Below are 12,067 nucleotides of genomic sequence, written 5' to 3'. Positions count from 1 at the left end.
CTATCACCCTCCCCGAGAGAACCGACACCCCGTGCGCGGACGTGAGCCAGGCTGTGCCGCGAGCCCGCCAGAACCCGCATCCTTGCCCGGGATTTCTCGTGGCACGCAGCGTGCTTTTGGCCGGCTCATGCGAACTTACTCGATGCACTGGGCGGCTCCCGCGTTGATCGCTGGGGCACTTCTTTCGGGATGCAGCGGCAGTGACGATCCGGCACCGGGCAGTCACGACAACCTCGAGGTCGCCAAGTCGGGCAAGGCGCGTTTGCCGGCAACTGCAGCGCCCTCGGACGTGGCGGAGCTGACGCAGAACAACACCGACTTCGGCTTCGAGCTCATGCGCACGATCGCACCGGAGAAGAACTTCTTCTACTCGCCGCACTCCATCTCGATCGCTCTCGCCATGACCTACGCGGGTGCTGCGGGAAGCACCAAGACGGAGATGGCAAAGGCACTCCACTTCAATCAGGACGACGCCACCCTGAACGGGGCTTTCAACACGCTGGATCAAGCGCTCGCGACTCGCGGCAAGAACGCCAAGGGCGTGGATGGTCAGCCCTTCCGCCTCACGGTGGCCAACGCGGCCTGGGCGCAGCGCGATTACAGCTTCTTGCCGACCTACCTCGACACGCTGGCCGAGAGCTACGGCGCCGGCATCAATCTGATGGACTTCATCAGCGACTCGGAGGGTTGCCGCAAGACGATCAACGGTTGGGTCGCCGATCAGACCGAAGACCGCATCCCAGAGCTCCTGGCGGAGGGCTCGGTCAACGGCGCCACGCGCTTGGTGCTCACCAACGCCGTGTACTTCAACGCTTCCTGGGACAACGCCTTCGAGGAAGAGGCCACCCAGGACGGCGCCTTTGCCACCCTCGCCGGCGGCAGCGTGACCGTGCCGCTGATGCATCAGGGCCACAGCTACGGCTACACCGAAGGCGCCGGCTACCAGGCCGTGGACATCGACTACGACGGCAATGAGGTCAGCATGCTCGTGATCTTGCCCGCCGCAGGCACTTTCGAGCAGTTCGAGCAGTCGCTCAGCGCCCAGAAGCTCGCCGAGATCGAGCAGTCCCTCTCCAGCCACGAAGTGAGCCTCACGCTACCGCGCTTCGAGGTTCGCTCCCGCGAAGGGCTCTCCACGCCGCTCGCGGCCATGGGCATGCCCACGGCGTTCACCGGTAACGCGGACTTCTCCGGCATGACGGGCAATCACGACCTGCAGATCCAGGACGTGATCCACGAAGCCTTCGTCAAGGTGAACGAAGCCGGCACCGAGGCGGCCGCCGCCACTGCGGTGACCATGGGGGCTACCGCCGTCCCCGACTACAAGACGTTCGAAGCGACGCGGCCGTTCCTGTTCGTGATCCGCGATCGCGCGACGAACGCGAGCCTGTTCGTCGGCCGCATCGTCGATCCGTCGCCGCAGTCGTGATGGTTTCGGCACGGGCGGACGGCGGTACGAGCTCCTCCAACAGCGCCGCCGTCCGTCCCGTGCCGTTTTTTGTTGGTGCGGCGCGAACCCGTCACGCCTCGGCCATCATCGGTGCCGCATGGCCAAGAAGAAGAGCGGCACTGCCAAGAAGACCGGAGCGAGCAGCAAGGGCAAGAAGTCGAGCACCGTTTCCGTTCCGTGAACGAGGCGGCAGCGCTCCTCTCACAGCCGGCAAGCGCGGAGGCTCTCGACGGCTTGCAGCGACTGTTCATCGCCGCCCGCAAGCGCAAGACCGACGTCGAGACTTGGTGCGGGCGTGCTCACCGATGGCCAGGAGCTCGGGGACGTGCTCGATCGCGTGGTTCAACGAGCTTCCCGGCAAGCGCATCAGCTACACGAGCGCCAGTGCGGCCTCCGAGCCCAGGACCGTCTCACGCCGCTCATGAGGTCGAGTCCGGCGCCCTCGCGCCGCTATGTGGTCACCTAGCGACGATCTGAGACTTGCAGTGGGCCATGAAGGACTCGCACCGGCGGCACAACCGCCGCCACGTTCCGCACTGCGGGCCGAGGACCGTCTCACGCCGCCCATGAGGTCGAGTCCGGCGCCACCGCGCCGCTATGTGGTCACCTAGCGACGATCTGAGACTTGCAGTGGGCCATGAAGGACTCGAACCTTCAGCCAACGGATTAAGAGTCCGCTGCTCTACCAATTGAGCTAATGGCCCGCTTCCCGCGCCAAACGCGGTTCGGGAAGGCGGCTATTAACATGGTGGTCGCCCACGTCAAGCGCTTCGTGGCGGCTCGCTCACGGGCCCGTGACGTTTGTCGCGATCGCGGCTCCGCCGTCCTCGCCAACGCGCCGTAGCACCGCTCCGCCAACGCCGTCGCTCGGCAGCGGGACGCGCGCCGAATCCCGCACCCTGCGGAGCGCGACGGCGCCGCCACACTCGGTCTTCGTCACCACGCATAGCCGAGCCCCAAGGTGATCGGCACGTCGTAGCGTTGGATGGGGTCGGGCGTGGGACCGTAGCCATCGTAGCGCGTGCCTTCGAGCCCGAAGAACGGCGCCTCCACGCGCAGGCTCGCCGTGAAACGCGACCCGTGCAAGCGCAGCATCTCGACGCCGACCTCGCCGTAGGCGCCGAGACCCCCGCCATCGGCCTGGTTCACGTTGAGGTACAGCAGCTCGACCCCGCCACCCACGAACGGAGAGAAGTCGCCCTCGCTCATGAAGTACCGCGCGCCGAGGGACAAGCTGGCGAAGGAGTATTCCGAGTCGTCGCGGTCCGCGCCGCCGAAGCGTCCCGAGAAGCCGAAGCCAAAGCGTGGAGTCTCGTAGAACCCCGTCAACTCGAAGCCCGGGGCCATGTACAAGTCGCCGGTCGGCACGGACGCGCCCAATAGGCCGATGCCCCACAAGAACTCGCCCGGCTTCTTCTTGTATTCGCGCGTTTCCTCGCCCACCAGGTTGTCGACGTGCTGCGTGTCCTCCAGCGGCTGGTCGAGCACCACCGCTGTCGCGAGCCGCGGTGCCGCGACGGTGATCTCCTCCAGGCTCGCGAGGGTCATGCGACGCGATCGAACCGGATGTCCCAAGGGCGCCTCGTAGCTGACGGTGACCAGCACGCTACGACCGAGGCGATCGAGGCGCACGCGGAAGCCCGCGCCGCCTGCTTGACTCTGGCTGTGGCGTGCGCGCAGCTGCTCGCACACCAAGCGGCCGGCAGTCGCGGCGGACGCGGCGTCGATGCCGTTCGGCTCGACCACGCACGCGACCGCGCCGGTGGGCACCGCCGCCTGCGCTTGCGCCTCGTCCGGCGCCGTAGGGCTTGCCGGCGGTTCGGCCGTCGCTTCGACGGGCGGCAACGCCGCCGTGGGTACGTCCTCAACCGCCGGCGTTTGCCCTCGCGCTCCCAGCGCCACGCTCATCGCCGCCGCCAACACCCCGCTGCCCATCCAAGTCGAAGCCAGTTTGCTCATGGCCGACCCCTTCAGCAGGGATGGTGCCGAACCGGGCTCGGTTCCGCGGTCACACCAACAAAATCAATGAATTCATATGCTTGTTGGTTCGCCGCGGAACCTCGTGGCGAACGTCTCGCTGTAGTGGTTGAACCACTTTGGCGCAATCCGACCACAGGGTTTCGGCACTCACCCCGTGGGGTGCGTCGCTGCCTTCCACGGCCCGAAACGCCGCCCTCCACGTCGCAAAAGAAGACGCTGACGACCGTCGCGGTCTGCATTCAGCACCTGCGGGCACGGGGTCGCCCGGCGATTCCTCGTGGAATTCGAAGTCGCGACCCGAGGCACGCCGTCTGCTTCAGGCGCGGCCCACTGCGGCCACGAGCCGCACAGCTGGGTCGCGGCCGCGAGCAATTCCTCCTCCGGCGAGCCTGGCAAATCAAAACCAGGAGTTCGAATGTCTCACTTCATGAAGTTGTTGCCCGCCGTCGCGTTGCTTGCAGTCGGATGTGGCGGTAGCGCGCCGGCCCCCGAAACCCCCGAAGCGCCCACGGAGAAGGCTGCCACTCCGGAGACGCCCGCCGCCCCCGAAGCTCCGGCCACGCCGGAAGCTCCCGCTACCGACGACAAGGCAGCACCTGCCGACGAGGGTGGTGGTGCGGATGAAGGTGGCGGCGAGTCCAAGGCGCCCACCACCAGCGACGACAGCACGGCGAAGGCGGCTCCCAAGACCGACGCCAAGCCCGCGAAGACCGCGAAGAACACCAAGAAGTAACTGGAACGTCGCCCGGACTCGAACGGTCGGCACCCGCCGACCGTTCGGGATCCGGAGGCTCGACGATCCTCAGGATGCCAACGGCGTCCCCGCGCGCTAGCGTCGCGGGATGAAGCTTTCGCTGGCACGCGGTGGCGCGACCTTGGTGCTCTTGGTCACGTTCGCTTGCTCGTCGGGGAGCGGCGGCGGCGGCTTCGCCGACGCGGGCTTGGAGGGCGGCGGCGGCAGCGGCGGGACGGGAACCGGAGCAACATCCGGAACCGGCGCCAGCGGTGGCAGCGCGCCGGACGCGGGCCAGTGCAAACAGGACGGCCAGCCGTGCGCGGGATTCGCGGAGTGCTGCTCGAACATGTGCGACCAGGGCCACTGCGGCGGCGTCGCGTGCGTGCCGGAAGGTGGCGACTGCACCGTGTTCGGGGATTGCTGCGGCGGGACCTGTGCGGCGGGGAAGTGCACGGCAGGCACGGGGAGCTACCCGCCCGGCCCTTACGGCGTGGACGTCGGCAACACGCTCGAGGATCTCGCGCTGCCGGGTCTCTTCTCGTGGGGAGCCACCGTGGAGACACTGCACGCCTCGGACTTCTTGAACGTCCAGAACGACCCCAGCAAACCCGCGCTGCTCGTCATCACGTTGGGCGCCGCTTGGTGCGCTCCATGCGCACAGGCGGAAGCAGCGAGCGACTACGCCTATTGGAAGTCGCAGCGGGTGGCGTTCATCACCGTCCTGGGCGAGGGCTACGAGCCCGGCGTCGCAGCGACGGAAGCGGACCTGCTGCAGTGGGTCTCCTCCCATCAGCCGCAGCACGTCACCATGCTGGATCCGTCGTTCTCGCACTTCGCCTCGGTGCAAAGCCTGCCCCTCGCCTTCTTCGTGGACACCCGCACGATGAAGATCCTTCACGTGACCGTCGGCGGGGCCGTGTACGACGCGAACAACACGGACATCCCTGCGTTTCTCTCGCCGTGAAGGTCGGGCTTGACCGTTCGCGCGGGCCCTCGTATGTCCCCGATGCTCTCGCCTCGGGCGGGAGCGTCGCGCCTCTAGCTCAGCTGGATAGAGCATCGGACTTCGGATCCGACGGTCGGGGGTTCGAATCCCTCGGGGCGCGCCCGATCACTCACTGCCACCACTCACCGGGTGCTGCTCCAAAGCGACCGCGCGCTGGTGGGCTAGTTTCAGCCCGTGCCCCAGCGAGGGAAGGCTTCCCTCTGACGCATGGTACCCTGAGCAGCGCATGAACTGGACGCTCACCACGTGCGGCGCGCTGTGTCTGGCTCTCGCTGGCTGCTCCAGCTCGGATTCAGAGGCAGGCTCGCCCGGCAACGGCCCGGGCCTCGAGGCCTACTCCGCGTACTGCACGGGAACCCTGTTGACGGCGCAGAAGGTGCTCACGGCCGAACAGTCCGGCGTGTGGAGCAGCAAGGACGCCATCACGGCGCCGGCGGGGACCAAGGTCTTGATGACGGCGTCCTTCGACAAGTGGCAGGGCTACTACTTCGTTTCGTCCAACCGCGCTGGGAGGGTCTCTGGAGATTCTGCCACTGGCTTGGTGAAGGACACCGACTTCACCTCGGATTGCGCCACGGACGTGAACGCCATCGGCATCCACGTTCTGCTGCAGCCAGCCACGCTGTACCCGAACCAGGATCTCACGGGGGAGCCGTGCGTGCTGCCGGCGGCCACTTCGTTTTCGTCCTTCAGCTTCGTCAACGGCGCGGCCGCATCGGTCACGGCCAGCGAAATCGAGACGGCCTGCGGTTACAAGACCGGCTACTCCAAAGACTTCGTGTACGCCGAGCTGTTGCCGATCCAGTGACGCGTCTCAACAGCAGCCACAGGGGGAGATGACGTAGCAGCAGCGGCTGCCGTCGAAGCGCGGACCCGCCGTGGCGGAGCAACAGCAATTGTCGGAAACGTGGCGCCATGGGGCGCAGCCGTTGGCGTCGCCCAGGGCCTCTTCCGTGGAAGCGCCGGGGACCGCCGGAGCATCACCGCCGCGGCGCGAGACCTCCGGCGAGAAACAGACTTCGTACCCTTGCGGTGGCGTCGAGGCGTTCGGTGCCGTTGGCGCGGGCGGCGGCGACGTGGTTTGCGCGGGCGGCAGCGACGTGGGCGGACCCTGTGTCGGGCCACGCGCGGGGCCGGACCGCTCGCAACCGAGAACGGTGAATGCCGCGACGGCGAGGAGCGTCCGTTTCCGCATCGGCCCGCAGCGTATCACGCGAGCTGAGCGCGACGGGTATCGCGCCGGACCAACATGGGCAGACTAGGAGTTGGAGTGAACGACGTCCAATCCGGCGCGCATCCAGTCCGCCTTGCCTGCCTGGTAGTCGTACACGTGTGTGTAGCCCAGTTGCTCCATGGCCTGCCCCGCCTTGGGTGACGCATCGCAGTCCAGATCCGTGCAGTACACGACGACCGTGCGGGATTTGTTGTCGATGGCCAGCTGGATCTTGTGCTCGAACTGATCATCGAAGGGGATGTTGATGGCCCCCGGCAAATGCGCGTGCTCGTAGGCCTTTGGGGCGAGCACTTCCACGAGGTCGAACTCCGCGCCGCGTTCGATCATCTTCTTGAGCTCGTTGCGTTGGATGGTTTGCATGGGAACTCCTTTCTCTGTCGAGAGGAGCTGCAAGCGTCGATCCGATGCTTGTCAGGAACGCCAGAGCGCAACAAACGACGCGAAACGCCGCGTCGAGGCATGCTGCACCGAGCGTCAGCGCCCGACCGCGAGAGCGTTCCCGCTCACGACGCGCGCGGCGTCGGAGCACAGGTACAGGATCACGTCCGCGATCTCTTCCGGCTTGGCCCAGCTGTCGAAGCTCGCGCCGGGCATGGCTGTGCGGTTGGCGGGGGAGTCGATGATGTCCGGCAGCACCGCGTTCACGCGAACGCCCTTCGGGCGCAGCTCCTCCGCTGCGCTTCGCGCCAAGCTGACGACGCCGGCTTTGCTCGCGGCGTAGAGGGCCTTGCCCGCTGCGCCGGCGTACGCCTGCGAACCGACCAGCACGATGGCGCTCGGGTCGGCGAGCACGGGGACGAGGCCGGCGACGGTGTAGGCGGCAGTGCGCAGGTTGATGTCGAGCTGCGCGTCGTAGAGCTCCGGCGACAGGTCTGCCAAGGACTGCATCGCAAAACCACCGGCACACAGCGCGGCGGCGTGAACGGGACCCAGCATGCGAAGCCAGTCGCGGGTGGCCGTAGCGTCTCTCAGATCCACTTGGTGAGCGGTACCCGGCCCCGAATGGCCGCTGGCATCGCGGGCTGTGGACAAGTGCACCTGGTAGCCAGCGCGTGCGAACGCTTCCACCACTGCCCGCCCCAACGCGCCCGTTCCCCCGGTCACCACTGCCGTCTTCATGCTCGCGGGGTATCCCCCGCGGGCGGGCGGGGTCAAGCCGGTGAGCCGGATCGGGTCAATGACCGCAAACCTTGCCGGCTCGGGAGGGGGTGCACGCGATGCTTTCGCTCTTGTGCCCTCAAGACATGCGTCATCTGCGCAAAACTCGTGGGCCCGGGACTTGCAGATGCCGGTCCGAACTTGGCGGAAATCAGGATGGACCTCTGGTTCCCCCGATATTGGCCACCGAAACCACGACCTGACCAGCGCTGCTGGTCGCACCCCGGGGTTGATTCATGCTCGAAACCACGTCGTCCCAGGCTCCTGCACGTCCGACCGAGCTCACCGATTCCCTCAGCAAGCTCCTGCCTCTCGGAACCCCGCTGACCCTGTCGCGCGGCGCCGCGCTGTGGAATGCCGGCTCCAAGCCCGATCACGTCTTCGTGATCCTCTCTGGGACAATCAAGTTGGTAAGGCAGCTGGCGCGCAGGACCTGCATTCGCGGCTTCTTCGGCCCTGGCTCGACCCTCGGCGGGTTGGACGCGCTCTCCGGCTCGACGCACTTGGTGGACGCGGTGGTGGCTTCGGATTCCGCTCGAGTGCTCGCGGTGCCCGGCGCCGTGTACACCCGAAACCTGCTCGCTTCCGAGGACCCGTGGAACGCGCTGGCGGACGCCGCCTGGGCGGACACGTCCCGCGTGTACGACAAGATCGACGTTCTGAGCTCGGGCACGGTGGAATCCCGCCTCGCCATGTTGCTGTCCCGACTGCTGCGGGACTACGGCCGCCCGGTGGACGACGGCGCCATGTTGGTGGAGCTGCCCTTGTCCCGCCAGGAGCTCGCGGACCTCGCGGCCACCTCCTTCGAAACGGCCATCCGCGTGATGACGCGCTGGGGTGACGAGCATTTCGTGGAGACGACCCGAGACGGCTTCATCGTGCGCAACCCCGGTCGTCTCGCGAACCTCGCCGGCGACTATCCCGTCCAAGAGAAGAAGAACGGCTTCGACGGCACCGCTCTGCCGCCCCGCCATGCCGGTCAGACCGCGCGGCGCTCGGGTCGTGCGCTGCGGTTCGAGCTGCCGAAGGGCCGCGTGATCATCTCCCGCGCAGACCGGCTGGGTCTGTTCGGCGACAGTGAGCGCGTGTACCTCGACGCAGACGGGCGCTTCCATCGGGCGTGGATCGGCGAGACGTCCTACCAGCGAGGGCTGGACGGTCGAGTGCGTCGCATCGTGCTGCGCAAGAACGGACGGCGCCATCTCCCCATCATCGACATCTTGGAGGGCGCAGAAGCACAGCGCGCCATCGAGAGCGCCTACACCATCGTGCAGAAGTTCTGGAGCGAGCTGCCCAGCGCCACGCCGCGACGCATTCGCCTACAGCTCCGGGAAGCGCTCTCGTGGACGCCCGAGCGACACGCCGAGCACGCCCGGGAGTACACCGACGTGTACCGCCCGATCCCGATCCTGCCTCCGGACCAGACGGACGCCGTGGTGGTGCAGCCCAGCACCGGTTGCGCCTGGAACCGCTGCTCGTTCTGCAACTTCTACCAGGAGGAGCGCTTCACGGTGCGTCGACCGGACGCTTTCCGTCGTCACGTCCAGCAAGTGGCCGCGCTGCACGGCCGCACCTTGCGCCACCGTCGGCGCGTGTTCCTGGGCCAGGCCAACGGCCTGTGCGGCAAGGCGGACCGCCTGGAGCGGGTGCTGCAGATTGCCCGTGAGGAGCTCGGCAACCGCCACGGCTGGGAGTTCGCCGCCTTCGCCAACCCTGCGCGAGCACCGCGCACCGTGAAGGAGCTCGAGCGTCTGCGTCGTCGAGGCCTCAAGTCCATCACCATGGGACTCGAGACCGGCAATGAAGAGCTGCACCAGATGCTCAACAAGCCGGCCAGCGTGGACGAGTACGTGCAGTTCTCCAAGCAGGTCGGCGCCGCCAGCATTCGTCGCTGCGTGGTGCTGTTGGTCGGCGCCGGCGGCGTGAAGCGCTCGGCTGAGCACGTTGCCTCCACCGTGACCGCTGTGCGGGCGATGGAGCTCGGCAAGGAGGACACCGTGTACCTGTCCCCCATCGTGGTCGAGGAGTCTTCTGCCTTTGCCAAGGCGCTCGACGACCTGGGACGCCCGAGTGACGAGCAGCTCTCCACCGAGCTCGCAGCGCTGAAGGACGGGCTCCGTGCGGCCGGTATCACCGGCGCCATTGCGCGCTACGACATCCAGCGCTTCCTCTACTGAGTCTGAAAGAGGCCGGACACCATGCATCCTGGTCAGCATCCCCACGCCGCCTTCGGTCCCGAGCCGGGCTTTCTGTACTCCCAGGCGCCACGCCGCGTGTACTGGGAGCTCACTCGGGCCTGTGGCCTCGCCTGCCGGCACTGTCGGGCAGAAGCACAAAAGACCCGAGCCCCCGAGGAGCTCTCGACCGAAGAGGCCTTTGGCGTGCTGCGCTCCCTGGCGGACGCCAAGCCCACGCCCGTCGTCGTGCTCACCGGCGGGGACCCGCTGGAGCGACCCGACTTCTTCGACATCCTCGACTACGCCAAGAGCCTGAAGCTACACGTGGACGTGGCGCCCAGCGTCACCCCCAAGCTCACGCGAGAGGCCGTGGAGAAGCTCGCGGACCATGGCGTCGGCGCCATGTCCCTCAGTCTGGACGGGTCCGACCCCGAACGGCACGACTCCCTGCGGGGGATCCCCGGCGTGTTCGAGCGCACGCTGGAGGCTGCGGACATCATCGCGGACTCCAAGATCCCGTTGCAGGTGAACACGCTGGTCACCGCCAACACCCTCGCCGACCTGCCCGCCATCCACTCCGTGGTGGCCCGCATGAAGGCCAAGCGCTGGAGTCTGTTCTTCTTGGTGACCACCGGGCGCGGCTCCCTGCTGCCGCAGATCGAGCCCGCGCAGGCCGAAGAGCTATTCGATTGGCTGATCGAGATGGGGCCCAAGTCTCCCTTCGTGATCGCCACCACGGAAGCACCACAGTTCCGCCGCTACCTGCTGAAGAAGAAGAACGGCTCTGGCGACATGAAAGTCCCGGGCGCGGGCATTCGAGACGGCAACGGCATCATGTTCATCTCCTACAAGGGCGACGTGATGCCCTCGGGCTTCCTGCCGCTGAGCGCGGGCACGGTCCGCGAAGAGAATCCCCTGGAGCTCTATCGCCACTCGGATCTGTTCACCAAGCTTCGCGACACCAAGTCCTTCTCTGGTCGCTGCGGCTCGTGTGACCTGAAGGACGTGTGTGGCGGCTCCCGGGGGCGCGCCTTCGCTGCCACGGGCAATCCCTTGGCGGAAGATCCGCTCTGCACCTACCAGCCCAGCTAACGATAGGCCACGCGCACCCCGTCCGCCACGCGGTCGCTGGGATGAACGATGACGCGATCTCCCGGGGAGATCCCTTCCAGGATCTCCACCTCGAGACCGTTGTCGTGACCGGTCTTCACCGGGGCCACCGCGGCCTGGTCGCCGCGCACCACGAACACGGCCCAGCCCTCCCCGCGGCGGAACAAGGCGCTCGACGGGAGCTTCACCACGTCCGCGCCCTGCCACACGATGATCTTGGCCTCCACGCGGTAGCCGTCCATCAACGCTTTCCACTTCGCGTAGGGCTCGTCCAGGTCGATCACCGCGTTGACGCGCTGCTCTTCCACGCCCAGGGCGGAGACGCGAGTGAAGGCGGAGGGCTCCACCAAGCGCACGCGGCCGTGGAGCGTGTCGCCTCCCCAGCGCTCGAGCAGCACGTGAGCGCCGGACTGGATGCGCACGGCGTCGCTGGTGAGCACGTCCACCACGATCTCGAGGGCCGCTGGGTCTCCCACCTCCACCAGCGGGGCGCCGGCTTGGACCACGCCTTCGCTCTCCTGGATCACCTTGAGCACACGTCCCGCCACCGGGCTCGGCACGTTCATCTGATCCCCACCCTTGCCCGGTGCGCTGAACGCGCCCAGCGCCGCCTGCGCCATGGATAGCTCGTGCGCCGCGACCTTGGCGCCGAACTGCGCGCTGGTGAGCTCCGCCTGCCGCGAACGCTCTTCCAAGTTCGCACGGTCGGATTCGGTCTCCGCCACCACGCCCTTCGCGACCAGCTCCCGCGTCTGTTTCGCCTGCTTCTTCGAGTACTCCAGCGCAGCTTCCGCTCGCTCGATCTGAGCCTTGGCTTGCCGGCGCGCCGCCTCGGACGCCGCCACTCGCGCCTGCGCCTCCTTCTTGCTACGGGCGTCCAGCAGGGGCGCCGTGAGTGGCACCAGACGCGCGAGCACCTGTCCTTGCTGCACGGTGTCCCCCGGGCGAAGCTCGATGCGCGCCACGTTGCCCGTGAGCGGCGCCGAGATGACGTAGCGGTCCTTCACTCGCGAGCGTCCGTCTTCGTCGACCGTCACGACCAGCTTGCCCTTTTCGGACACTGCGGTTTCCACGACCACGGGCTTCGGCAACCAAGCAACCACGATCAGCGCCAACAGCCCGAGCCCCACCAGCGCCAGGAGCACGCGCTTGATCCACCGGGACAGGTTGCGCTTCGTCGCACGCTTTGCCTTGTTGTCGTCGTTGCGGGTCACTT

Annotated in this window: 10 protein-coding genes and 2 tRNA genes; 7 read left to right on the top strand and 5 right to left on the bottom strand. The window is 67.3% G+C overall.

What is annotated here, in order from left to right; genetic code table 11:
- The first annotated feature begins 127 nt into the window (after window positions 1–127).
- Entirely contained in the window at window positions 128–1,429 is a 1,302-nt protein-coding gene (locus H6717_21525) for a serpin family protein (GenBank protein ID MCB9579624.1), read from the top strand.
- Between the two features lie 652 nt (window positions 1,430–2,081).
- On the opposite strand, the gene H6717_21520 is transcribed toward H6717_21525, so the two are convergent.
- Together H6717_21520 and H6717_21515 are read right to left on the bottom strand one after the other, a co-directional pair.
- Window positions 2,082–2,154, bottom strand: a tRNA-Lys gene (locus tag H6717_21520).
- Window positions 2,155–2,386: 232 nt separating this feature from the next.
- Entirely contained in the window at window positions 2,387–3,409 is a 1,023-nt protein-coding gene (locus H6717_21515) for a hypothetical protein (protein ID MCB9579623.1), read from the bottom strand.
- A gap of 448 nt (window positions 3,410–3,857) precedes the next feature.
- On the opposite strand from H6717_21515, the gene H6717_21510 reads away from it, so the two are divergent.
- The 4 genes from H6717_21510 (at window position 3,858) to H6717_21495 (ending at window position 5,980) form a co-directional block, all read left to right on the top strand.
- Entirely contained in the window at window positions 3,858–4,163 is a 306-nt protein-coding gene (locus tag H6717_21510) for a hypothetical protein (GenBank protein ID MCB9579622.1), read from the top strand.
- 109 nt (window positions 4,164–4,272) lie between these two features.
- Window positions 4,273–5,130: a hypothetical protein gene (locus H6717_21505; GenBank protein MCB9579621.1), complete on the top strand. Its 858-nt coding sequence runs from the start codon at window positions 4,273–4,275 to the stop codon at window positions 5,128–5,130.
- 68 nt (window positions 5,131–5,198) lie between these two features.
- Window positions 5,199–5,272, top strand: a tRNA-Arg gene (locus H6717_21500).
- A 126-nt stretch (window positions 5,273–5,398) separates the two neighbouring features.
- On the top strand, window positions 5,399–5,980 hold the full coding sequence (locus tag H6717_21495; GenBank protein ID MCB9579620.1) for a hypothetical protein: 582 nt from the start codon (window positions 5,399–5,401) through the stop codon (window positions 5,978–5,980).
- A gap of 450 nt (window positions 5,981–6,430) precedes the next feature.
- Here the strand turns inward: H6717_21495 and H6717_21490 are convergent, their stop codons facing one another.
- Together H6717_21490 and H6717_21485 are read right to left on the bottom strand one after the other, a co-directional pair.
- The gene (locus tag H6717_21490) at window positions 6,431–6,766 is read right to left on the bottom strand and encodes a rhodanese-like domain-containing protein (protein MCB9579619.1); all 336 of its coding nucleotides are present in this window, start codon (window positions 6,764–6,766) and stop codon (window positions 6,431–6,433) included.
- A 114-nt stretch (window positions 6,767–6,880) separates the two neighbouring features.
- Complete coding sequence (locus H6717_21485) at window positions 6,881–7,525, bottom strand: SDR family oxidoreductase (protein ID MCB9579618.1); 645 nt, start codon at window positions 7,523–7,525, stop codon at window positions 6,881–6,883.
- Between the two features lie 275 nt (window positions 7,526–7,800).
- On the opposite strand from H6717_21485, the gene H6717_21480 reads away from it, so the two are divergent.
- Both H6717_21480 and H6717_21475 read left to right on the top strand, forming a co-directional pair.
- A complete protein-coding gene (locus H6717_21480) occupies window positions 7,801–9,741 on the top strand; it encodes a radical SAM protein (protein ID MCB9579617.1) in 1,941 nt (646 codons plus the stop codon).
- A gap of 21 nt (window positions 9,742–9,762) precedes the next feature.
- Window positions 9,763–10,833, top strand: a complete 1,071-nt coding sequence (locus tag H6717_21475) for a radical SAM protein (protein MCB9579616.1) — start codon at window positions 9,763–9,765, stop codon at window positions 10,831–10,833.
- Here the strand turns inward: H6717_21475 and H6717_21470 are convergent.
- Window positions 10,830–12,065, bottom strand: coding sequence for an HlyD family efflux transporter periplasmic adaptor subunit (locus tag H6717_21470; protein MCB9579615.1), 1,236 nt, complete (start codon window positions 12,063–12,065; stop codon window positions 10,830–10,832). The genes H6717_21475 and H6717_21470 overlap by 4 nt on opposite strands.
- Between the last annotated feature and the right edge of the window lie 2 nt (window positions 12,066–12,067).

The sequence above is a fragment of the Polyangiaceae bacterium genome (genome assembly GCA_020633235.1).
Taxonomy (GTDB): Bacteria; Myxococcota_A; Polyangia; order Polyangiales; family Polyangiaceae; genus JACKEA01.
This window is presented reverse-complemented; position numbering and strand designations above follow the sequence as displayed.

Bases quoted from the DNA above. Each gene is read 5' to 3' on its own strand.
- H6717_21505 (MCB9579621.1), top strand. From the start codon at position 4,273: ATGAAGCTTTCGCTGGCACGCGGTGGCGCGACCTTGGTGCTCTTGGTC.
- H6717_21475 (MCB9579616.1), top strand. From the start codon at position 9,763: ATGCATCCTGGTCAGCATCCCCACGCCGCCTTCGGTCCCGAGCCGGGC.
- H6717_21490 (MCB9579619.1), bottom strand. From the start codon at position 6,766: ATGCAAACCATCCAACGCAACGAGCTCAAGAAGATGATCGAACGCGGC.
- H6717_21525 (MCB9579624.1), top strand. From the start codon at position 128: ATGCGAACTTACTCGATGCACTGGGCGGCTCCCGCGTTGATCGCTGGG.
- H6717_21510 (MCB9579622.1), top strand. From the start codon at position 3,858: ATGAAGTTGTTGCCCGCCGTCGCGTTGCTTGCAGTCGGATGTGGCGGT.
- H6717_21480 (MCB9579617.1), top strand. From the start codon at position 7,801: ATGCTCGAAACCACGTCGTCCCAGGCTCCTGCACGTCCGACCGAGCTC.
- H6717_21485 (MCB9579618.1), bottom strand. From the start codon at position 7,525: ATGAAGACGGCAGTGGTGACCGGGGGAACGGGCGCGTTGGGGCGGGCA.
- H6717_21495 (MCB9579620.1), top strand. From the start codon at position 5,399: ATGAACTGGACGCTCACCACGTGCGGCGCGCTGTGTCTGGCTCTCGCT.
- H6717_21515 (MCB9579623.1), bottom strand. From the start codon at position 3,409: ATGAGCAAACTGGCTTCGACTTGGATGGGCAGCGGGGTGTTGGCGGCG.